Source organism: Psychrobacillus sp. FSL K6-2365 (assembly GCF_038003165.1).
GTDB lineage: Bacteria > Bacillota > Bacilli > Bacillales_A > Planococcaceae > Psychrobacillus > Psychrobacillus psychrodurans.
This window is the reverse complement of record NZ_JBBOOO010000001.1, coordinates 128,220-150,633: the sequence shown is the minus strand read 5'-3', so window position 1 is coordinate 150,633 and position 22,414 is coordinate 128,220. Positions and strand designations below refer to the sequence as shown.

Genomic DNA, 22,414 nt, shown 5'->3' with positions numbered 1-22,414 from the left:
TATAACCCTTTCTACTCTAAGCTCATCACATGAGTGACATCTGGCGAACGCTCGTCAAACAAAAATCCATTTGCACGATAAAATGAATCTGCTTTTGCGGATTCTGTTTTAGTCGTTATTTCTTTAAAGTGTCCTTTGGCATTTTCAGAAACAACCTTTAAGAGTTCACTTCCTACACCTTTCCTACGGTATTCCGGTAAAGTATAAAATCGGTATAGTCGAGCAGAGTTGTCAGCTTCACTAGCGTTATTTCGAAACAAACCGCCAATCGCCACTAGCTCATCTTCATCCCATGCTCCATAGATTGCCTCTCCCTGTTCACTGAAGCGATGCGTTCCGTCCTCATATTCTGATGCTAACCTTGATACGAAACGATACCCTTCTTTTTCACTTTCTTGAATTAGTTTGGATACGTTGACTGCATTCAAATCTGAAATATTTTTCACTTCGATTGACATATACGTTCCTCCATTCTATTTTTGAAAAATGAACTCTTTGTTACTTTCTATACAGGGTGGCGAATCCCCTCTATACGTTTAATATATTTCAATCACCCATTTATTATACTGTGACGTCTTTGTTACAAATAATTAATAGAATAACTAAACTAACTAAGTTTAACCACTTATTGTTTTAACGAGACTACACTTCATTATAAAGAGTTAACCCCGTTGAAATTCAGCCAAAAAATAAGCCCATGCTAAAAATTAGCATGGGCGGAACTTATTTTATAGCAGCTAGTCTAGCTTCTACTTCTTCTTCTGATAATTTATGTTCTACGATGTAGCGGTTGCGTGGATGTTCACGGCATTCATCGGAACAGCTTCGTAAATACTTATGTTCGTTTTCTTCTGAGCAAAGAATTTTATCATTACAATCAGGGTTTGCGCAGTTAACATAACGCTCACATGGCTCTCCTGTGAAATGGTCCTTTCCAACAACGACATGCTCTACTTGGTTGATTGGCACAGCTATACGCTCATCAAATACGTACATTTGACCATCCCAAAGCTGGCCGCGCACTTCTGGATCTTTGGCGTAAGTTGCGATTCCGCCGTGTAGTTGACCCACACCTTCAAAACCTTCTCTAACTAACCAACCCGAGAATTTTTCACAACGTATCCCACCAGTACAATAGGTAAGTACTTTTTTACCTTCGAACATTTCTTTGTTCTCTAGCATCCAGTCTGGCAGGTCACGGAAGTTGCGAATTTCTGGACGGATTGCTCCGCGGAAGTGACCTAGGTCAAATTCATAATCATTACGAGCATCAATAACAACCGTATCTTCTGCTTGCATTTGTTCAAAGAACTCTTTTGGAGAAAGGTATTGTCCTGTTATTTCATTTGGATTAATATCATCAGCTAATCCTAAATGCACAATCTCTTTCTTAGGACGAACATGCATTTTCTTGAAGGCATGTCCTTCTGTTTCATCTATTTTATACACCATGTCGGCAAAGCGTTCATCTGCCTTCATCATGTTCATGTATGCGTCAGTTTGTTCTATCGTTCCTGAGCAAGTTCCGTTTATTCCTTCGTCTGATACTAAAATACGCCCTTTTAACCCAAGTTCCTTACATGCAGCAAGATGTTCTTGTGCAAATGTTACTGGATCTTCAATCGGGACATATTTATAGTAAAGTAATACTCTGTATGCATTTGTTTCCATTTTTTACTCCACCTTTTCTAATTTTGTCCACCGTCTAATATACCAAAAAACACGTCTAATGTTAAATAGATTGTTTCTTTTAAAATATACCAGTTTTAAAAACAATTCAGTTTTTTCAAAACTGCTCCCTTACAGTGGATTCGCAACTCTCAATCTATAGTTCAGGTAGCACGCCCGGAGCACAAAGAAAGTCAGTATCCGTCTCTCGGACACTGACTTTTTAACTTGCACTCTTAAAGCAGATAAAATCCAATTCCCATGATCAAATATGCCGCGAAAAGAGTTAATCCTTCAAACCAATTCGATTCCCCATCATTTGAAAGGTTAATGACAAGAAGTGCTGCGGTAACCATCGCCACAAGTTCAGGCCATGTGAAAACGAGCGACATCGGTTCAGGCATAAACAAAGAGACAATTACTAATATCGGCGCTACGAACATGGCAACCTGCAGTGTTGAACCTACTGCAATTTCCACAGATACATCCATTTTGTTTTTAACGGCCATCGTAATGGCTGAAACATGTTCAGCCGCATTACCAACAATCGCTACAATAATGACACCGATAAACAACTCTGTCCATCCAAACTTTTCACCGAGCATTTCAAATGTATGTACTAGTTGTTCAGATACAAAAGCAACTACTACTGTGGCTAACAGTAGTATTAAAATGGACTTACCTTTCGTCCATTCCGGTACTTCTGTTTCCTTTTCAGGTTGGTCAGAGGAAGCGAATACGCCTCGATGCGTAACGAGTTTGAAAAATAGTCCGGCTAGATACAGTGTAATTAATATAATGGCAATTCCAATGCTCAAATACAATGTTTTTTGCGGATTCATACTCATTGAAAATACTTCAGGAATTACAAACGCGATGATCACAGCAAAAATAAGCAAACCTGCATTATATCTGGAATCATGAACACTAAATTTTTGACGTTTAAACTTGATGCCTCCTGCAAAAAATGAAAGTCCAAGTACAAGCAGTAAATTACCGAGAACCGATCCAGTCAGTGAAGCTAGAACGATTCCAACCATTCCAGCCTTCAATGTAAATATAGAAATAATAAGTTCAACTGCGTTTCCAAAGGTAGCATTTAACAATCCGCCAATCCTTGGTCCGCTTACATTCGCCAGGCTTTCCGTTGCCCTCCCTATATACCCTGAGAGCCCAATAATACTTGTGCAGCAAAGAAAGAACATAACCATATCTGACCAATTGAAAAAGGCACCCACTAGAACTAAGGGTACACCCACAAAAACAAGAACTGCAAAGAGTTTATCCAAAAAATCACCTCTTCATTAAAACGACCCTCTCCTGAGTCTCTACTCTATCTTTCCCTTTTCTAATAAATAAGAAACACTACTTCCAATTATTCATTATGAAAAAAATTAAATGCTCTTCCACCGCAACCTTCATAATATGTGTAGTGAATGGAAAAGAGCGATATATAATGAAAGGTACCCGGTACTAATACAATTCAGAATTGTTTTAGTACCGAGTACCTTAATGTGTGTTCTTGTCTATTTTGTTTTATTAGCAATTTCTATTGCACGATTGGTTCCTTCTGCTGCTGTATCTAGTACTTCTTGTGGGTCCATTCCCTGATATAGATTTTCTAATGCCGTTACAATTTGTTGACGGGATTCAGGGAATACAGATATTAAAGCACCTTGTGTTGCGATAGAAGGCTCAGTACTTTGCAATTGATCTACAGTTACTTTTAACTGTGGTGTAACCTCCCATGCATCTTTGACGATTTGTTCGTCGTATGCAGATGGGTTGATCGCAAAGTAACCTGTTTCTAAATGCCATTTTGCTTGAACTTCAGGAGTAGTTAAGTATTTCATAAATTCCCATGCTGCCTCTTGCTCTGCCTCCGCAATTCCTTTAGACATCCATAGTGATGCTCCACCTATAACAACGCCATTACGCTTTACTTCATCTGCGTATGGGATATATGCTGCACCTACTTCAAATGGAGCGTTATCAATAATACCTTTTATACCCGCAGAGGAATCCATATACATTGCAACTTTTCCAGATTGGAATGCTGCACGGATATCATCCCAGTTTGTTCCGAAGTTTCCGAAAGTCCCTGCTTTGTTCATAGTATCTAGGAACCTAAATACATTAAGTCCTTCTGGTCCATTGAAAGTAGCTTTTGTTGCATCTCCTGCACGACCATTTTCTTCATCTACATATAGTCCACCTTGCGTTGCCACTAACTCTTCAAAAAACCATCCGTATGTTAGCATGGAGAAGCCCTTCATATCATCTGTTTTCAATTTTGCAGCTGCATCAATAACCTCCGAAAATGTTTCTGGGGCTTTTTCTGGATCAAGTCCTGCTGCTTTAAATGCATCTTTGTTATATAGCATTACTGGTGTGGATGAGTTAAACGGCATAGAGTATAACTGATCATCTACTGTGTAGTAATTTAAAATATTTTCTTCAAGTTGAGAAATGTCGTATTTATCTTTATCAATAAATTTCTGAATCGGCTCTACAAAGCCACTATCAATCATATATTTTGTTCCAACTTCAAACACCTGCGTTATGGCAGGGGCATCTTTTGTACCTCCAACACTACGAAGCTTTGTTAATGATTCTTCATATGACCCTTGGAATTCTGCCTGCACTTCATATTTATCTTGAGATGTATTAAAGTCTGCAACAATTGCATCTAAGGAAACTTGACCTGCTCCAGACATTGCATGCCAAAAAGAAATGACAGTTTTGCCTTCTTCATTGGTTACTACTTCTTTTTCGGTTTCCGCCTCATTACCGTCCGTTTCAGACGAACTACTCTCACTGTTTGTACATGCTACTAAAGCAAAAAGACTAAGTAATAATAAAGCTAATAATGCAAATTTTGATGAGTTCTTCATATTTAAAGTACACCTCTTTTTTAGTTTTGAACAACCGTTATTTTAGAGCTCCTTGCGTTAACCCTTTTTGTAATTGCTTTTGACCTAAAAATAATAATAGTAGTGTTGGTATGATAACTACAATTACCCCCGCCATAACCACCCCCCATTCTGTAGCTACTTCTTGCGATTGAAGTTGCTTCAAACCAATTTGGACGGTTCGAACGGAATTATTAGTAGTCACTAGAAGTGGCCATAAATACATATTCCATGTCGTCAAAAACCCATAAGCACCTAATGTAACAAGACTTGTCTTAGAAACAGGCAAAACTACGCGAAAGAAAAATCCAAACTTACTTAGTCCTGCTATTTGTGAAGCCTCATGGAGCTCTTTTGGAATAGTTTTAAAATGCTGTCTCAGTAAAAAAGTACCAAATGCCAAAGCAAAAAACGGTAATGTCATTCCTTGATAAGTATTAATCCAGTCTAGTTTTTGAATGGTGAAGAAGTTAGGAATCATTGTAGCTTCCCATGGAATCATCATCGTTGATATAAATAAGAAAAAGATAAAATCTCTACCCTTAAACGGGATAAATACAAATGCATATGCAGCCAAACTACAAACGACTAACTGACCAAGCATTACACCGAGTGAAACGACAAAACTATTTATCAAATAATTAAATAAAGGAAGCCGCTCAAATACCTTTACATAATTATCTAGACTAAAGGTAGAAGGCAGTAACTTACCGGATAAAATCTCACCGCCAGTCATGAAACTTATCATAAATGCATAAATGATAGGAAAAAACAGGATTAATGAAGTAACAATTAATAAGAAGTAAAGAACTAGCTTTTTCCATAATCTCATTGGTAATGCACCTTCTTTTCCCCAAGCTTAAATTGTAAAATCGTAACGATTAAAATGCATATAAACAAGAACACAGCTTGGGCACTAGCGGTTCCGAATTGATAATTGATAAATGCTTCTTTATATATAGAATATACGATTAAATTGGTAGACTGAGATGGACCACCTTTAGTTAAGATATCGATCTGTCCAAACGTTTGAAATGCATTAATAAGTGAAATCGTAATGATGAAAAACAAAGTTGGAGAGAGCATCGGAATAGTAATCCTCTTTAGCCGATACCAATAACTAGCACCATCAATACGAGCACTTTCATATAAATGCTCATCTATATTTTGCAATCCCCCAAGTATTATCAAGAAGGAAAACCCTGTATTTAGCCATATAGTTGAGAGTGACACTGAAAATAATGCCCAAGTCGGATCTATAAGCCATTCAATTTGTGGCAGATTAAAGATATTTAATAATTTATTGAACATACCAACACTCGGATGAAACAAGAATAGCCAAACTACAGAGGACGCTGCAACCGATATTCCCATTGTCGAAGCGTAGATAGTCCTGAAAATACCAATTCCTCTCAGTTTTTCATTTGCGAGTAACGCTAAAATGAGTGCAATAATAATCCCAGTCGGAACTGTATATAAAACGAATAAGAATGTTGCTTTAATACTGTTAAGGAAGGCATCCGATTCCAGTAAATAAGTATAGTTTTCTAAACCTACGAAAATTGCGGCTTCTCCTGCTTGGTCTGTTAAAAAGAAACTTAAGTAGATGGTCCGAAACATCGGATAAAAAACAAATACAGAAAATAATATAATGGAAGGCAATAAATACAATAATGCGATTCGAGCATTAGAGGAACGTTTCCAATAGCTTATCTTTTTAGGTTTAGATACGACCATCATACAAATACCTCTTTACCAAAAACATGGTTTTCGACATTTGATGGAGTTTTCATAATTTCCTTTGTCTCACTATTGAAGAAACAGAAGGATTCATAATTCATCATTAAAGGAATTTTATCTCCTATTTCTATTTGCCACTGTCCACTCCACTTAACTTGCCAGGATTCCTCATTTAGTAAAAAAGTAAAAATCGTTTCATTCCCTAAAATTTCCACGTTTGAAACTTCCACCACGAATTTGTCTTTTTCCTCAGTCTCTTTGGTTGCTGCTTTTATATGTTCTGGTCTTATCCCTACAATTACTCGCTCGGTTAGAAAGTGTGCATCTACTGTTGGAACTGGAATTAGAATCGAATCATTTAACCTAATCGTACTCGTCAGGTTGTCCCCAACCCCGCTTGCTAGATTCATAGGGGGTGAACCGATAAATGTAGCTACGAAAGGATTAGCTGGGTTGTTATAAATGTCGATAGGCTTTCCTATTTGCTGGATAGATCCTTCATGAAGAATCATTATTCGGTCTCCCATAGTCATTGCTTCGATTTGATCATGTGTCACATAAATCATAGTAATACCTAAGCGTCTTTGAATTTGTCTTATTTCGGAACGCATATGCGCTCGGAGCTTTGCATCTAAATTAGATAATGGTTCATCCATTAAACAAATAGGTGCTTCGTTAACTATAGCTCGAGCTAACGCCACCCTTTGACGCTGTCCACCTGATAATTCTCTAGGTTTTCGCTTTAAATATTCCGTTAAACCAAGCATTGCTGCCACTTCACTTGTACGTTTAGCTCGCTCTTTTTTATCGATTTTTTTTACATGTAAACCGAATTGAATATTTTCTTCAACCGATAGGTGAGGGTATAACGCATAATTTTGAAACACCATGGATAAATCTCGTTTACTTGGAGGCAAATCATTTACTTCTGTATCACCAATTTTAAGTGTCCCACCTGTTATATCTTCTAGTCCTGCAATCATTCGAAGCATGGTACTTTTTCCACAACCAGAAGGACCGACTAGAACAAAAAATTCCCCCGGTTCAATAGTTACGTTAATATTAGAAATAACATTAGATTGCTTATCATACGATTTGGAGATATCAATTAGTTCGACCCTTTTCAAAGACATTTCATCCTCTCTACCATTCATCATATAAGTTTATAGTGACGCCATAGCTAATAAAGGTGGTAAAATTCCAGTAGCTTCATTTTACAAGACATACCATCAATGTATATAGAAATAACCAATTTTTACATAATATTTACATTTTTACTAAACCTTATAAAATCTTTACAAGAATGGAGTCTCTCATGCGGTTAATATTTTTTATACTAGTAATTTTATGTTTAGTTGCAGGCTGTGATGACCAGGAAAGTAATATACAGCCTCTTTCCAATGAAAAGTTTTTAATTATCGCGCACCGCGGGGCTTCTGCTATTGCGCCTGAACATACCATTGTTGCTTACGAAATTGCTCATCAGGCTGATGTCGACTATATTGAAATAGATTTACAAATGACTAAGGATGGAGTCCTTGTTGCCATGCACGATGAAAAAGTGGATCGTACAACGGATGGAACAGGATTTGTAAAGGAGTATACATTGGAGGAATTAGAACAGTTAAATGCAGGGAAATGGTTTAATGAAGCATTTCCAGGGTTAGCTAATAGAGAGTTTGAACAAGAAGGAGTGCCTACTTTAGAGGAAATCTTTCTCCATTTCGGAGATGATGTAAACTACTATATCGAATTGAAGTCTCCAAGTATCTACGAGGGAATGGAAGAAAAGCTATTTACTTTATTAAGAAAATATAATTTAATTCGAGATACAGGGGACTTACCAAAAGTAATTGTGGAGTCGTTTAATGAAGATAGCTTAACAAAGTTTCATGCACTAGAACCGCAGCTTCCTCTGATTCAACTATTTAGTTTCAAAGAGAAAGCTGCTTTATCCCATTCTGATTATAAACGATTACAAACTTATGCTAGTGGAATTGGGGTCAATATAAAATCGGTTGATCAAGACTTTATCCATGATGCACAATTAAATGGATTTAAGGTTCATCTTTTTTCTATTAAAAATGAAATAGAAATGAAAAATGCATTCCATCTTGATGCAAATGGGGTTTTCACAGATACCCCCACCCTAGGCGATATTCTATTGCAAGAAGAAAGTTAGTTTCCAACTTGTAGGGCATGTTCGCATAGTTTACGGAAGCTTGCTTCAAATTTTTCGTTGTCTTCTTTTTGGCGTTTTTTTGGCCCCTTCAAACGACCACCAGCCTGTCTAATTTTCTTGGATATATGGCGACTATCTAGAAGCTGGTCAATGTTTTCAGGGGTATACCATCGTCCGTTTTGATCGATAGCAAACCCTTGTTTGGCTAAAACCATCGCAGCTAGACCATAATCTTGCGTCACTACTATGTCACCCTTGTTTACTCTATTCACTAAAACAAAATCTACTGCATCTGCTCCTTTAGATACCATTACTGTATCTGCACCTTCTCTTTGCATATAATGCGCGGTATCACATAGTAATGTTACGTTCATTTTAAACTTTTTCGCCACATGAATAGTCAAATCCACTACTGGACATCCATCTGCATCGACCAAAATACTTACCATCTTACGCACCTCTTTTTAACTTCCTTGCATTCCATTGTATTATACCCAATCGTTTAAAGTACAATGTATTGAGAAAAGCACTTCTAAAGTTTTAAGTCAGCAATCTTACTTTAATAAAAACATTTGTTTATACTTTCTTATCTTTTGAAAAAAACGTCCAAGATTCTGGACGTTTTACTTTTCATATGCTCCTAATAGTTCTACCGCTTTTTCTGTCATCGATGTATCTACCGCCTTATCAAAGTCTACATCCCCACTTATTGCTCCATTTTCTTTGTATGCATTATATTGCTTTAATACATCATCTAAAAACATTTTACCATCTGGGTCTAATCCAGTAACATAAACTTTCTCCCAGAGTTCAGAATCTTTTAGCGAAGTATGCTGCTTCATAATATCTATAATCTCGGTTTTATTTTCACCTTTGATAAAGGCATCATTGTAGTCTCGAACACCTTTTAAATAGGCAGCCATAAATCGAAGAGATACATCCTGTTCATCGCTCATAAACTGTGGAGACCCTAAAACCATTGCAATTTGAGACTCTGGCGCATAATCAGTCGCATCTCCAAAGCGCTGATGAAAACCATTTTCAATTCCCTGAGCTATCAAAGGCTCAATCTGTAACGCCGCATCAATAGATCCGTTTTCAATTGCACCCAACATACTTCCGAAATCGGCAAGTAATATAAGCTCCACGTCCTCAGATGTTAGTCCAGCGTGCTTTAGCATTTCCAAATAGATATATTCATCAATCGAGTTTTTAGAGGATATTGCAATTTTTTTGCCTTTAAAATCTTCGTATTCTTTTATTTCATCTACCATATGATTACCAATAACAAATGAGAAATAGGATTTCCCTGGAACATTATGCCCTTTGTCTGCGATAATCTTCACGTCAATTCCTTGTGCAATGGCATTAAAGAACGATGCAGTTGATACCCCTCCTGCGATATCTACATCCCCAGACGCAAGGGCTGGTAACATTTCATCACTATTCGAGAATACTGCAAACTCTACATCTATATTGTAATCCTCAAAGTATCCTTTTTCTTTTGCAATATAAAACCCTGCTCCAGAAGCGGATCCATCCTCTGCAATAATTACCTTCACTTTTTCATCCAGCGGTGCAAGGTCTCCTGAAGGATTGTCTTTACTAACTTCATCGTCCACTCCAGTTGTACCTTCCTTGTCTTTGGAACTACATGCACCTAGTAGAAGTACAACTGATGCTATAATTATAAACCACCATTTTTTCACATATGTCCTCCTTACTTTCTTGACTTTTGCACTTCCTGTTGCAAGTGATTCCAGATTGCTATAAACTGCTCCGCCATTTCTAAATTCGCACGAACTTGTTCCATTGTGCGTGGTCTAGGAAGAGGAACTTTTATTTGATCTACTATTTCTCCTGGTTGAGAGCTCATTAGCACTATGCGGTCACTTAATAGCAAAGCCTCATCAATACTATGCGTTATAAATATCACCGTTTTTTTCGTTTCGGACCAAATAGAAAGTAGTTCCTCCTGTAATATAAATTTGTTCTGTTCATCCAGTGCAGCAAATGGTTCATCCATTAGTAGTATTTCCGGGTCATTTGCAAATGCCCGCGCAATGCTTATTCGTTGTTTCATACCACCAGAGAGTTCTTTTGGGTATAGCTTCGAAAATTTGGAGAGACCGACTTTTTTCAAGTAATAATTGGTTTGCTTTCGAACAAACTCTTTTGGCAAATGACGCATATTAAGTCCGAACGCAACATTTTCTTCTACTGTTAACCAAGGAATAACTCCCTTTTCTTGAAAAACCATCGATTGTAGCGGCCGAAAATCTGTATCGGATTCTATAGAAAATGTACCCGAACTTGGCTGCTCTAGCCCTGCTAGTATTCGTAGTAAAGTTGTTTTCCCACAACCACTCGGGCCAACTATACAGACAAACTCACCTTCTTCTACACTTAACGTAATATTTTGTATAGCTGTTACACTATTATTTTTCTTGTAAAATACTTTCGTTAGGTCATTAATAGAAATCTTCGCTGATTGGTCCATCTATTCACCTCCACGGGACAATTTTTCTTTGTACCCCACGTAAGAAAAGAGAAAACAAAAATCCAAAAAAAGAAATGAGTATTAATCCTACAAACATCTCTTTCAACATAAATGCTTTATAAGAAGTCCAGATTAAATATCCGATACCTGATGTAGCTCCCATCATCTCCGCTGCAACAATCGTAAGAAGTGCAATCGCCTGACCCATTTGAATGCCTTCTAACATAACCGGCAGTGCTCCTGGAAATGCAATTCTGATAAAGAAATCACTTGGACTTGCTCCATAATTTTTGGCCACATCTAAATGAACTTTTTCAATATTCAACACACCAGCGACAGTATTAATAACCACTGGGAAAAATACACTACCAGCAATGGTAACAACTTTTGAAAAATCCCCAATACCAAAAAGGATGATTATGATTGGAAGTAACGCTAAAGTCGGAATGGGCATAAATGCCATGACAATCGGCGAGATAAAATGACGGATCGGAGCATACAACCCCATGAGTAGTCCAATGATTATTCCTGGTATTACCCCCAATAAAAATCCAGCAGCTATTCTATATAAAGAGACGGAAATATGTGTCCATAGCATGCCACTTGTCATTAACTCAAAAAATGTAGAAACAATTGCTGATGGCGGTGGAAAGAACCGTATATCAAGTACACCTGTGCGTGAACAAATTTCCCACAGCAATAGAATAAAAATAGGTGAAATAATAGTAAGTAATTGCTTTCCGCGTTCTTTTACCTGTCTCTTCTTCCATTCCTGTTGTTCCATTTCGTAGGGATTGTATAGTTTGCCCTCTTTTTCTTCGTGCATTTTTCACCACCTCTTCTAAAAATAATATGACGAAAGAGGAATTTGTGTGAAAGACAGCCCATTTTTAAATTGACTTAAAATGTATCGTTTGGTAACTTTAAAGCAAAAGGAGGAATAATATGACAGATATACAGTTAAGATCGAGTCGCGAAATTCCATATTTTATTTTATCTATTATATTCAGTGTACTCATTTACTTTTTAGCAATCGCTTCAATAATCGGAATAGCTATTTTACTAGCACTTATTTTATTTAGTATTTATGCACTTTACATGTCGTTGGGTTATATCCGTGCAAATGGAATTCGCATTAGTGAAAAGCAATTTCCGGATGTATATGAAAGAATTGTACATATTTCTCAGGAAATGGGTTTAAAAAAGGTGCCAGATGTATTCGTGGTTCACTCAGAAGGGGCATTCAATGCTTTTGCAACCCGTTTTTTAGGAAAACATATGGTAGTTCTCTATTCAGAAGTTTTTGAGCTTGCTAGAGAGCAAGGGAATGCTGAACTCGATTTCATCATTGCTCATGAACTTACACATATAAAACGTAATCACGTTTTAAAAAACACGTTTATCTTGCCAGCACGTTTAGTGCCTTTTCTATCGCAAGCATATAGTCGTTCCTGTGAGTATACTTGTGACCGACATGCAGCATTCTTTATACGTGATGGGGCTGCTGCAAAACGTGGACTAACCATATTGAGTATTGGGAAACAGCTATATAAAGAGGTTAATGAGGATGCTTACTTAGAACAAATCAATACCGAATCGAATGTATTTATATGGTTGAGTGAAGTACTGTCATCTCACCCGACTACTCCAAAAAGGGTCCAAGCAGTTGGTCATTTCATGCAAGTAGAGGGCACTCCACTTTATTATCCTAATACTTCAAAAATCGCACTTGGTGTTGGTGCATTACTAGGTATTTTCATCATTGGATATATAGGAGTCATAGCAGTTATGGTAACTGGTGCAGTAAAGTATGAAAATTTCTTTACAGGTGGCTTGTTGCAAGAAGAAGCGTTATCATCTGAGGCTTCCACTACAGAAAATTCCACACTAGAGAGCACTGCACCTTTAACAGAGGAATCACTTAATTTGACTCCACTTATGGATGCAGTTCTAGCTGATGATGAAGAAGCAATTCGTGAGCTTGTGGCTAATGGAGTCAACTTAGAGGAAAGAGATGCAGAAGATACAACTGCTTTACACCATGCTGTTTATTCTGATAATAATGCAATTGCTGAGTTATTATTGATCTCTGGTGCTAACCCAAACACAGAAGATCAATACACTAATGCGTTAACAGCTTCGTTTTATTATGAGAATTACGACATGGCAGCACTACTACATAAATATGGTGCTAATCCTGCTGCCCTTGATCCAGAAGGATATTCAGGCAACAACATAATGGGAGTCAATAGTGATGATGAATTTCTTGATTCACTAAGTGAATTCACTAGTGCTCCATAATTGTAGGCACCAAATTAAAGAGTAATATTATGATATAAACTCATGCCTAAGTAAAAAGCAGGCTCCCGACGATACGTTTCGGGAGTCTGCTCTATTTATATATTGAATCAATTCATAAAAAGATAATTAGTAATAAACTCTGTTGATTTATGCTCCAAAGTACTTTCATGTCGCTACCTAGCGCTTCTGTTAAAAAGTAGGATGTTCATATCGGTTATAGATTTGTAATAACATTTGACTTTAAAAACGCTATTAATATATATACGAAGACAAAAGCATATTTTTAAGAAGTAATTTTAGGTGAGTTGTTCATACTAAACTTGCATATAGATATCATTCACCTCGTAGACTTCCACACAGTTTCTACCTTTATGTTTTGCAGCATATAAAGCCTGATCGGCTTGTCGAATAAGTTGTTGGACAGAATATCTATCCTCTCCCGCTGACATTTGAACATAGGATACCCCAAAACTTGAAGTTACAAGAATTTCTCTTTCATTAAAGGTCGTAAAACTTTCTTCTATCGCTTGTCGAATTCTATTCGCTCTAGATGTAGCCTCCATTAGAGTGGTTTCTGGCATGCATATTATGAATTCTTCCCCTCCGTAACGCCCCATAAAGTCTGTTACTCGTAATTCTTCCTTAGTAATGCTTGTAATATGGGTCAATACTATATCCCCTGCCTCATGACCAAATGTGTCATTTACCCTTTTAAAATGATCGATGTCAAACAATATAATGGATAAAACCCCACCGTCGGCCATTAAGTCATCAAATATCATTTCAGATTTTCTCATAAAGAACGTGCGATTATACAACTGTGTTAAGCCATCTAAACTTGCTAATTGCTTTAACTTTTCTTCCATTCGCACTTTTTCAGTAACATCGACAAAGGTAACAATTTTGCCCACATGTAATCCACTTTTATTCTCAACTTTGGAAAAATTAATCCGGAAGTGTGTAACCCCTGATTCTAGAGAACTTGTGTAATCGCACTCCTGCTCCTCTTCTAACATTTCTGCAAGTAAGGGATTTTGAATGAGAACTTCGTCAACTGGTTTACCGATATGGTTCGAGCTCATAGTAGGGATAACATTTAATGCGGCTTTATTGTAGTCAACTATCACCCGATTTTGATTTAACACAATCACGCCTTCCTTCAAACTTTCAAATACACTTTCCCTAGCAATCGGTGCCACATTGAACATCTGTAAGGATAAAAGGGCCACACCGTGGAACATAAAAGTGACACTTAATGAAACTGGCCCAAGATCAATGCCATTGCTCCAATCCTTTAGATAAAAGTAATTTGCTATGATTGGAGTGAGCAAGCCTGCTACCATCAATAGAATTTGCATACGAAATATAAATAAAGATTTTCGAAATTCCCTTAGCAATATCAGAACGGACATTGTTAAACATACAAACAGGAAAATGGCATGAACATAAAACCATGGACCCCACTCTAAATCTAGTAGTGGCAAAGGCCCATTCTTATCCACCTTTATCGTTCTGTAATAAAAATGATGAAGTTCATTTGTTTGCACCATAAATATTGTAGTGAGGGGAATGACAAAAAGAGCGTAATTCCACGTCTTTATTTTATGCCCTACATACTCCATACACATGAATAGGACAAATATTGGTATAAGTGGCATGACTAGATACTCGATACCAAGCCAAAACTTCATTTGTTTTAAGGATGTACTTGCTAATTCAAAGGCATAAGCCAAGGTGAAGATTGATGATAATAATGTAACTACAATGTACGACTTTGCACCAGGAGCATCTTTAGCTTTTACTCGTATGTACAAGCTAAGAAATAAACTTATTGTGCCCGCCAATATAACTATCAGAATGTATGACAAGTATATTTCTCCGTTCCCAATTATTTCTTTTTGTAATACTTATTATATAGTAGATTATTGTCTTATGACTAGATAACTCCGCAGCGTTGATGGCTACTCACTCCCTGATATCACCAGTTTTAAAGTTTTACGAATTAAATGTTCTTGGCACATTTAAATTTACTTCTATAGGATTAATTAATACTTGCTACTTGCGCCTTCTTACGTAGTGAAACCACATTATTAGGATTCGTTGCCCACTTTGTCATTAAATCTAACTGTCTCTTTTTCAAATCTTCCAATGGTTCCTCTAGCATTTCCACCCTTTTAAACTTTTCTAGAAAAACTGAGGAATCTTTTATCTTTTTATATCCCCCGAATCCTTGGTCGTCATTTAGTAGCCAGACCACTCGTTGAATTTTAGCAAACAAAATTCCTCCAGTACACATAGGACAAGGTTCTAATGTGCTATAAAGCGTGAACTTTTTGTTGTTAATTTTAGTATCAAACATTGTGGACCCTGTATTTCGAATTGCTTCTATTTCAGCATGCGCCGTAATATCTTGGCTAGTATGCACTCTATTTCTACCTTTACCAATTACGTTGAAATCCTCATCTACGATAACCGCGCCTACCGGATACGTATTCTCCTGAAGTGCTTTCTCCGCCTCTTCCAATGCCAACTCTAAGAAGACTCTATCCTGATCCATTTGAATATCTCCTCTATTTGAATCTATTTCATAAAGAAAATTATATAGTTAAATCCGAACAACGCTGATTTCCGCTCTAGGCGGACGCTTTCCGCGGGCACGGCTTCAATCTCCTCGTCACTACGTTCCTACGGGGCTTTCAGCTCGCGCTGTTCCCGCTGGAGTCGCCGCCTGACACTCCAATCAGCGGGATCGCTATTAAAAAAAGAATATTATATTACGATATTAAATAAACATTCGTATTTTTAAATGAAACAAGTAATTATGAAATTGACTCATTTAAAAACAAATTTTGTTCGACTATAGCCTTCTTTTTGTTTCTCAACTTCTAAAATGGCAGGAATAGCTGCTTTTAGCTCTGCCACATGGGAGATGACACCAATCATACGACCAGACTTTTGTAAGTCGATCAATGTATCAATTGCTTTGTTTAGAGACTCTTCATCGAGAGATCCGAAGCCTTCATCAATGAACATTGTCTCGATACGTATATTCCCTTGGAAGCTTTGGATGACATCTGCCATTCCCAGTGCAAGACATAATGAGGCATTAAACTTTTCTCCGCCTGACAGTGTTTTTACGTCTCGTTTTTGACCCGTATATGCATCGTATACATCTAACCCCAGACCACTTTGTTTCCCATGCGTTTCTTGTCTGTCACTTCGTAGCAATTGGAATTGACCACTCGACATATGTTTTAATCGTTCGTTTGCAGCTTGGACAATTTGCTCCAAATACTCAATTTGCACATATCGTTCAAATGATATTTTCAGCTGATTATGTCCTCTCAATATGTCATAAAGGTCCATAATTCGATGAACTTGTTCCTCTAATAGTGTAATCCTTTCACTAGTTGAGGTAATCTTTTCTTCTATTTCTCTTCCTGCTTTTTCGTATTCCTTTGTACTATTACATTCTGCTAAAGCTTTCTCATATACTTCTTTTAACTGATGCAACTCTTCCTCGAGAGGTCCCAGATCCACTTTTGTTTTGTTTTCAAGTTGGACTTTTCCTTCTCTTACTTGTTCCGTTACTGTATGAAGCTGTTGTCTATACTCATTACATTGAATTTTCAAGAATGACCGATCCGATTCAGGTAGCTTCGCCGACATATATGCTTCCACAGTTTCAAAGGATGCTTTGTTTAAGGCTTTATGGAACTGCTCTTGAGCTTTTTCTCGTTTTAGTTCAGTTTCTTGTAAAGACACTTTTGAATGCTCAAGTACCAACTGGGCTTTTGTATTTAATTCTTGGGCAATTTTCATCTTATTTTGTGCTTCTTCCCACGCTTGCTCGAAGAGATCTTTTTGTTTCTTCGCCTGAGTAATTTCTATTTTTAAATGCTGTAGGGTTGGTATATGGCTAGGTATTGTATCTAACTTTGATGCATACACAGCTTTTGCTTGCTTCGCTTGGCTACACTTCTCTCTGTATAATGTATCGACATCTAGCTTTTCCTGTTCTAGCTTTTCAACTTTGGCTAAAGCATCTTTATAAGATTGTTTCAATGAAGACAATGTTTCTTTTTCTAGACGAAGTTGTTGAACTTCTCTTTGCATATCTAGTAGATCCGTTTCTACCTGCTCCACTAATCCAGCATCTACTTCATATTCCTCTAACTGAACGAGTACTTTTTGTATTTGCGCTTCCGCTGTCTCTTTTTTTGCTTTATAGGTTAATAGTGTAGATTCTTCCTTATTAAGTGTTGCCTTCGCTAAGCGAAGCTCACTTTCTTCTACCTTACGCTCTCCTGTAGCAACATGTGAATCTATATGATTCTTACTTCCACATACTGGACAGGGTTCTCCCATTACTAGCTTAGATGCTAGTATACTTGCCTGACTTCCTATCCATTTTTGTTCAATGACATCATATGTTTCTTTACATTGCTCGAACTTGTTTTGCTGTTTTATTTCCTCCGTAATAAGTATATTTAGTTGCTGATCAACCACCTTATATTCTTGCAGCTTACTGTGCTGTGTTTGTAGCAAAGCAAGCTGTTGTCCTTTGTTGTCTAAAGATTCAACACGTTCTTCTAACATCTCTATTTGATGCTTTTGTTGCTTACTAGCTTCTTTTTGACCTTGAAGACTTGCAGTGATTATCTCAAGCTGTTGTTCCAACTGTTCGTTATTTTTTTCTAAACTTAAAAGCTCAGTTTTTTTAATCTCTAAATCTTCAAATATAGGTAATAATCCGCTTAAGTGAATAACTGTCTCTATATTTTTTTCACGAATTTCCTTATTTTTAGATTCTTTTATAAAGACAGCTTCTACTTGCTGCAATTTGTCTTCTGCAGCAACCTTTTCTATTTTCGATTTCTCAAATAAATTCTGTTTCCCTTTTACATCTAGCTCAAGCTCATTAAAATAACTTTCGACGGGCTCTATATTGCTTGCAAGGTCAGCAAAATCTAATTGTTGCTGTTTCTGTATGAATTCTTCTTTACGTGCCTCCAGGTCTGCTAGCTGCTGCACCTTTGCTTCTAACTCATTGAAGCGGTCATTTACCATCTTAGATTCATGGTAAGACTTTTGTTTGTTTATATGTTTTTCATACGCTTCTTCACACTTACGTTCGTCTAGTGTGATTTTCTCTTCATAAAAGTTAGTCTCTTCTTTTAATGCTTCCACTAATTGAAAAATATTAAAGTTATCTTCTTCTATTATTTGAAAAAGATTTGACTCTCGCTTTGGAAATGAAGCAATAATTTTTTCCGTGAAATTTTCCTGCGTTAATTGTTCTGTTTTAAGTTCCGCCTCTGCAACTACCTTTTTCTCTTTTAGCTTTTCATGAATCATTTTGTATGGTTCTGTTTTAAAAATCTTGCGTAATATTGCTTCTTTGTTTTCTGTCGTAGAGGTTAATAGTTTTCTAAATTCGCCCTGGGGTAACATGACAATCTGACTGAACTGATCTAAAGTCAATCCAATGGTTTCTTCTACCTTTTTATTAATCTCCGATACAATCTGTCGTTCTACAGCTGGTATTTCTCTTGTTCCTTGTATCTCAAAAAATTCGTATCTTTCACCTGTTGCACTTTTATTGCCTTTTTTCACATGAGGTAGCTGTCGCAAAATACGGTAACGTCGATTATGAATCTCAAAGATCAACTCAACAGAAGTATGTGTATCGTCTGTTGCGAAATCGCTTCGCATCATTTTCGTATCGCGGCGATCCTCTCCGCTTCCGGCACCGTAAAGCGCGAAACAAATCCCATCAAATATAGTCGTTTTTCCAGCCCCAGTTGCTCCAGAAATAACAAAAAGCTGATTTTCATTTAGCTCTGTAAAATCAATCGTTTCGGTAAGTTTGTATGGTCCAAAGGCACTCATTTTCAGTTGAATTGGTTTCAATTAATTTTTCCTCCTTCCCGCTCTTCCTGTGCTAATAGAGTTAATACTTCTTTAAAAATTTGTTCAGTTTCTTCAGACGCTTCTTTTCCACTGACCTCGGTGTAAAACGAACGAAATAATGTGAATTCATCCTTTTTCGTCCTTCCAACTTCTTGTTCTTTTGACAAACCCATTAATTGGAAAACTTTTCGTTCCACATGCATGGCGTTAGGATAGACTGTTCGTATTTGCTCCATCGGAGATAGAATTGGAGTATCGTCTAATAGTTTTACAAACACATAGTCTTCACTAACTGTTTGTTTTAAAATATCCTGCAGGAATCCCTCTACTGTCCGCATATCTCGAGTAGGTTCAAGTAGTCGTTTTTCCACAGTCGTTTTTCCTTTTCCATCTATCTCCACGATCAAAAAGCCTTTTTTATGGTGTTCCTCCGAAATTGAATATTTCAACGGGGAACCCGAATATCGAATTGTTTCATTTAATACGTAGTGAGCTTGGTGTAAATGTCCTAGAGCTGTGTAATGAAAAGGTTCGAATAGATTTGCATCTACATATTCTGCTCCACCTATAGCTAAAGGTCGTTCAGAATCACTTGTATTTTCCTCTTCTTGACCATGAGGAGTCACGAATGCATGTCCTATAAACACATGCCTTTTCGTTTTGTCCATTGTCTCTTCTATTGATTCTATTATTTTTTTCATGGCCTGGTTATGTGTAATAATTGTCTCTTCTTCCAATAGGTATCGAACTTGCGAAGGATCTGCGTATGGTACAAGGTGGAAATGCACTTCTCCGTATGTATCATTTAAAATGATAGTCTGCATATTTCGACTTAATTGACCCACAATATGTAAGCCTGTTTCTTTCATGAGCTTACTACCAAAGTTTAAGCGACCAGGACTATCATGATTTCCTGCAATCGTTAATAAGGGGGTTTTACGTTTTAACACAATCTCTGCAAACATTTCATCTAGTAGATGCACTGCTTCCGTTGGGGGAACAGCTCGATCGTATAAATCCCCCGCAATAATTACTGCATCTGGTTTTTCTATATCAATTGCTTCAAGAAATTGTTGTAATACAATGCGTTGATCGTTGGTCATATATACACCTTGCACTAATTTACCAAGATGCCAATCTGCTGTATGGAAAAATTTCAAAGATATACACTCCTTTTTTAAATAGGTTTATTTCATCATTCTAAATTAATAGTAAATTGTGGGTATTGCAAAATATTTAATGCACCTTAAATCTTACCGTGTTATGATAACAATCGGGAGGAGGATGTTAACATGTCTACAGAAACTTATCAACTCGCGGCCATTATTATTTATATGATCGCTATGTTAGCAATTGGCTGGTACTCTTACAAAAAGACTGCCAATTTAACGGATTACATGCTCGGCGGACGCTCACTAGGTCCTGCTGTTACTGCACTTAGTGCGGGAGCTGCAGATATGTCTGGTTGGTTACTAATGGGTTTACCTGGTGCAATTTACTTATCAGGTATGGGTGAAGCTTGGATTGCAATAGGCCTTACAATAGGTGCCTATCTTAACTGGCTTTATGTAGCACCAAGACTTCGTGTATATACAGAAGTATCAAGCAATTCTATTACAATTCCTAGTTATTTAGAAAGTCGTTTAAAGCAATCATCTCGTTTATTACGTGTAGCATCTGGTTTAATTATTTTACTATTTTTCACGTTTTATGTATCCTCTGGAATGGTAGCAGGAGGAGTTTTCTTTGAAAGCTCATTCGGTTTAGACTATCATACAGGACTTTTAGTTGTATCTGCAGTAGTTGTAGCTTATACATTATTTGGAGGATTCCTTGCTGTTAGTTATACAGATTTCCTTCAAGGGCTGCTTATGTTCCTTGCATTAATATGTGTACCAATCTTTGGTGTATTTATGACTGGTGGAATTGGTGAAACAGTGGAATCTATTAAAGCTGTGAACCCAACTCATTTAAGTTTAATCGCTGGTACTACAGCTGCTGGCATTATTTCCTCTATAGCTTGGGGACTTGGTTACTTTGGTCAACCACATATTATCGTTCGCTTTATGGCTATTAGTTCTGTTAAAGAAACTAAACAAGCTCGTAGAATCGGTATTGGTTGGATGATTTTAAGTCTTGTAGGTGCAATTTCAACAGCTCTAGTAGGGGTTGCGTATTACCAACAAAATCCGGATTTAGAACTATCAAGTCCTGAAGCAATATTCATCGCACTAGGACAAGTAGTTTTCCATCCATTTATAGCTGGTTTAGTATTAGCTGCAGTTTTAGCTGCTATTATGAGTACAATTTCTTCTCAGTTAATCGTTACTTCTTCCGCATTAATAGAAGATTTATACAAAGCAATTATTAAAACAGATGCATCTGACAGAACGTACGTCAACTATGGTCGTATCGCTGTATTAGTTGTTTCCATTGCAGCTGCAATTCTTGCTTGGGAACAAAATGAAACAATCTTAGGTCTTGTAGCATTTGCATGGGCAGGCTTTGGTGCAGCATTTGGTCCAGTTATCTTACTAACACTTTACTGGAGAAAAATTACTTCAGCTGGTGCATTAGCAAGTATGGTCGTAGGTGCTGTAGTTGTTGTAGTCTGGGGAACAAATGATGCACTTTCTGGAGCATTATATGAAATCGTCCCTGGTTTTGTACTTGCATTAATCGTTGCAGTTGTAGTCAGCTTAATGACATACAAGCCGAATGCGGAGATTGAAAAAGAATTTGATGAAACATTACGTTTGTTGAAGTCGAGTAAAGAATAAGTTAATCAACATCAAAAGCCAGTAATAGTGCGAATTTGTAAAAGTCACCAACACAATGTAGTTCAATGAATACTTAGTGTTTGGTATTCAAATGGTATTCAATAACTGGGCAAGGGTAATTATTTTATATGTATGCAGCATCTCTATTTTAGAGGTGCTGTTTTTTATATTGATGTTTAAATTTTACTATCCACAGATAGCCACTTATCAATAGCATCTAAATCAAAAATCAGTACTCGACTACTAACACGAATATAAGGAATTTCATTTGTTCTAATTAATTTATCAACTGTGGATCTACTCATTGGACAATTGATTGATTGAAGATATTCTAGTAAAGCTCCTACAGTTCGGATTCTTCTCATGGATTACACCCCCGTTAATATAAGTAGTACTATGATAAAACCGCCTGTCAACG

The 22,414-nt window shown here is 37.0% G+C and carries 19 protein-coding genes; 3 read left to right on the top strand and 16 right to left on the bottom strand.

Translation table 11 applies throughout. From position 1 onward, the window contains the following. Window positions 1–11: 11 nt before the first annotated feature. The 7 genes from MKY29_RS00775 to MKY29_RS00745 all read right to left on the bottom strand — a co-directional run bounded on the left by MKY29_RS00775 (window position 12) and on the right by MKY29_RS00745 (window position 7,447). Entirely contained in the window at window positions 12–458 is a 447-nt protein-coding gene (locus MKY29_RS00775) for a GNAT family N-acetyltransferase (protein ID WP_093495394.1), read from the bottom strand. Between the two features lie 265 nt (window positions 459–723). Then, complete coding sequence (trhO, locus tag MKY29_RS00770; RefSeq protein WP_090570639.1) at window positions 724–1,671, bottom strand: oxygen-dependent tRNA uridine(34) hydroxylase TrhO; 948 nt, start codon at window positions 1,669–1,671, stop codon at window positions 724–726. A 233-nt stretch (window positions 1,672–1,904) separates the two neighbouring features. After that, window positions 1,905–2,957, bottom strand: a complete 1,053-nt coding sequence (gene cax, locus MKY29_RS00765) for a calcium/proton exchanger (RefSeq protein WP_340878714.1) — start codon at window positions 2,955–2,957, stop codon at window positions 1,905–1,907. Between the two features lie 237 nt (window positions 2,958–3,194). Next, window positions 3,195–4,562, bottom strand: a complete 1,368-nt coding sequence (locus tag MKY29_RS00760) for an ABC transporter substrate-binding protein (RefSeq protein ID WP_093495397.1) — start codon at window positions 4,560–4,562, stop codon at window positions 3,195–3,197. A gap of 37 nt (window positions 4,563–4,599) precedes the next feature. After that, a complete protein-coding gene (locus MKY29_RS00755) occupies window positions 4,600–5,412 on the bottom strand; it encodes a carbohydrate ABC transporter permease (protein ID WP_090570631.1) in 813 nt (270 codons plus the stop codon). Beyond that, window positions 5,409–6,320, bottom strand: a complete 912-nt coding sequence (locus tag MKY29_RS00750; protein WP_420877847.1) for a carbohydrate ABC transporter permease — start codon at window positions 6,318–6,320, stop codon at window positions 5,409–5,411. The genes MKY29_RS00755 and MKY29_RS00750 overlap by 4 nt, the downstream gene beginning before the upstream one ends. Next, window positions 6,317–7,447 (bottom strand): ABC transporter ATP-binding protein, encoded by a 1,131-nt coding sequence (locus tag MKY29_RS00745; RefSeq protein ID WP_241600406.1) that lies wholly within the window; start codon window positions 7,445–7,447, stop codon window positions 6,317–6,319. The genes MKY29_RS00750 and MKY29_RS00745 overlap by 4 nt, the downstream gene beginning before the upstream one ends. Window positions 7,448–7,635: 188 nt before the next feature. On the opposite strand from MKY29_RS00745, the gene MKY29_RS00740 reads away from it, so the two are divergent. Then, complete coding sequence (locus MKY29_RS00740; protein WP_090570622.1) at window positions 7,636–8,502, top strand: glycerophosphodiester phosphodiesterase family protein; 867 nt, start codon at window positions 7,636–7,638, stop codon at window positions 8,500–8,502. On the opposite strand, the gene MKY29_RS00735 is transcribed toward MKY29_RS00740, so the two are convergent. The 4 genes from MKY29_RS00735 to MKY29_RS00720 form a co-directional block, all read right to left on the bottom strand. Continuing rightward, window positions 8,499–8,951: a YaiI/YqxD family protein gene (locus tag MKY29_RS00735; protein WP_090570619.1), complete on the bottom strand. Its 453-nt coding sequence runs from the start codon at window positions 8,949–8,951 to the stop codon at window positions 8,499–8,501. The genes MKY29_RS00740 and MKY29_RS00735 overlap by 4 nt on opposite strands. A gap of 174 nt (window positions 8,952–9,125) precedes the next feature. Then, window positions 9,126–10,211, bottom strand: coding sequence for an ABC transporter substrate-binding protein (locus MKY29_RS00730; RefSeq protein ID WP_090570616.1), 1,086 nt, complete (start codon window positions 10,209–10,211; stop codon window positions 9,126–9,128). Between the two features lie 11 nt (window positions 10,212–10,222). After that, window positions 10,223–11,002 (bottom strand): ABC transporter ATP-binding protein, encoded by a 780-nt coding sequence (locus MKY29_RS00725; RefSeq protein ID WP_090570613.1) that lies wholly within the window; start codon window positions 11,000–11,002, stop codon window positions 10,223–10,225. A gap of 4 nt (window positions 11,003–11,006) precedes the next feature. Next, a complete protein-coding gene (locus MKY29_RS00720; protein WP_090570610.1) occupies window positions 11,007–11,828 on the bottom strand; it encodes an ABC transporter permease in 822 nt (273 codons plus the stop codon). A 119-nt stretch (window positions 11,829–11,947) separates the two neighbouring features. Here MKY29_RS00720 and MKY29_RS00715 point away from each other — a divergent pair, with 119 nt between their 5' ends. Then, window positions 11,948–13,303, top strand: coding sequence for a M48 family metallopeptidase (locus MKY29_RS00715; RefSeq protein WP_340878713.1), 1,356 nt, complete (start codon window positions 11,948–11,950; stop codon window positions 13,301–13,303). A 314-nt stretch (window positions 13,304–13,617) separates the two neighbouring features. On the opposite strand, the gene MKY29_RS00710 is transcribed toward MKY29_RS00715, so the two are convergent. The 4 genes from MKY29_RS00710 to MKY29_RS00695 form a co-directional block, all read right to left on the bottom strand. Continuing rightward, window positions 13,618–15,171: a histidine kinase N-terminal 7TM domain-containing diguanylate cyclase gene (locus MKY29_RS00710; protein ID WP_340878712.1), complete on the bottom strand. Its 1,554-nt coding sequence runs from the start codon at window positions 15,169–15,171 to the stop codon at window positions 13,618–13,620. A 173-nt stretch (window positions 15,172–15,344) separates the two neighbouring features. Beyond that, entirely contained in the window at window positions 15,345–15,866 is a 522-nt protein-coding gene (locus MKY29_RS00705; protein ID WP_340880779.1) for a nucleoside deaminase, read from the bottom strand. Window positions 15,867–16,135: 269 nt separating this feature from the next. Next, the gene (locus tag MKY29_RS00700) at window positions 16,136–19,216 is read right to left on the bottom strand and encodes an SMC family ATPase (protein WP_340878711.1); all 3,081 of its coding nucleotides are present in this window, start codon (window positions 19,214–19,216) and stop codon (window positions 16,136–16,138) included. Next, complete coding sequence (locus tag MKY29_RS00695; protein WP_241600368.1) at window positions 19,213–20,376, bottom strand: exonuclease SbcCD subunit D; 1,164 nt, start codon at window positions 20,374–20,376, stop codon at window positions 19,213–19,215. The genes MKY29_RS00700 and MKY29_RS00695 overlap by 4 nt, the downstream gene beginning before the upstream one ends. Before the next feature lie 132 nt (window positions 20,377–20,508). On the opposite strand from MKY29_RS00695, the gene putP reads away from it, so the two are divergent. Continuing rightward, window positions 20,509–21,996 (top strand): sodium/proline symporter PutP, encoded by a 1,488-nt coding sequence (gene putP / locus MKY29_RS00690; protein WP_340878710.1) that lies wholly within the window; start codon window positions 20,509–20,511, stop codon window positions 21,994–21,996. A 176-nt stretch (window positions 21,997–22,172) separates the two neighbouring features. Here the strand turns inward: putP and MKY29_RS00685 are convergent, their stop codons facing one another. Further along, window positions 22,173–22,361 carry a helix-turn-helix transcriptional regulator gene (locus tag MKY29_RS00685; protein ID WP_340878709.1) on the bottom strand — a complete coding sequence of 63 codons (189 nt, stop codon included), beginning with the start codon at window positions 22,359–22,361 and terminating at the stop codon, window positions 22,173–22,175. Window positions 22,362–22,414 lie beyond the last annotated feature (53 nt).

Excerpts from the sequence above, each read along its gene's own strand:
- MKY29_RS00740 (WP_090570622.1), top strand. The coding sequence starts at position 7,636 with ATGCGGTTAATATTTTTTATACTAGTAATTTTATGTTTAGTTGCAGGC.
- MKY29_RS00755 (WP_090570631.1), bottom strand. The coding sequence starts at position 5,412 with ATGAGATTATGGAAAAAGCTAGTTCTTTACTTCTTATTAATTGTTACT.
- trhO (WP_090570639.1), bottom strand. The coding sequence starts at position 1,671 with ATGGAAACAAATGCATACAGAGTATTACTTTACTATAAATATGTCCCG.
- MKY29_RS00685 (WP_340878709.1), bottom strand. The coding sequence starts at position 22,361 with ATGAGAAGAATCCGAACTGTAGGAGCTTTACTAGAATATCTTCAATCA.
- MKY29_RS00775 (WP_093495394.1), bottom strand. The coding sequence starts at position 458 with ATGTCAATCGAAGTGAAAAATATTTCAGATTTGAATGCAGTCAACGTA.
- MKY29_RS00750 (WP_420877847.1), bottom strand. The coding sequence starts at position 6,320 with ATGATGGTCGTATCTAAACCTAAAAAGATAAGCTATTGGAAACGTTCC.
- MKY29_RS00720 (WP_090570610.1), bottom strand. The coding sequence starts at position 11,828 with ATGCACGAAGAAAAAGAGGGCAAACTATACAATCCCTACGAAATGGAA.
- MKY29_RS00725 (WP_090570613.1), bottom strand. The coding sequence starts at position 11,002 with ATGGACCAATCAGCGAAGATTTCTATTAATGACCTAACGAAAGTATTT.
- MKY29_RS00735 (WP_090570619.1), bottom strand. The coding sequence starts at position 8,951 with ATGGTAAGTATTTTGGTCGATGCAGATGGATGTCCAGTAGTGGATTTG.
- MKY29_RS00760 (WP_093495397.1), bottom strand. The coding sequence starts at position 4,562 with ATGAAGAACTCATCAAAATTTGCATTATTAGCTTTATTATTACTTAGT.
- putP (WP_340878710.1), top strand. The coding sequence starts at position 20,509 with ATGTCTACAGAAACTTATCAACTCGCGGCCATTATTATTTATATGATC.
- MKY29_RS00715 (WP_340878713.1), top strand. The coding sequence starts at position 11,948 with ATGACAGATATACAGTTAAGATCGAGTCGCGAAATTCCATATTTTATT.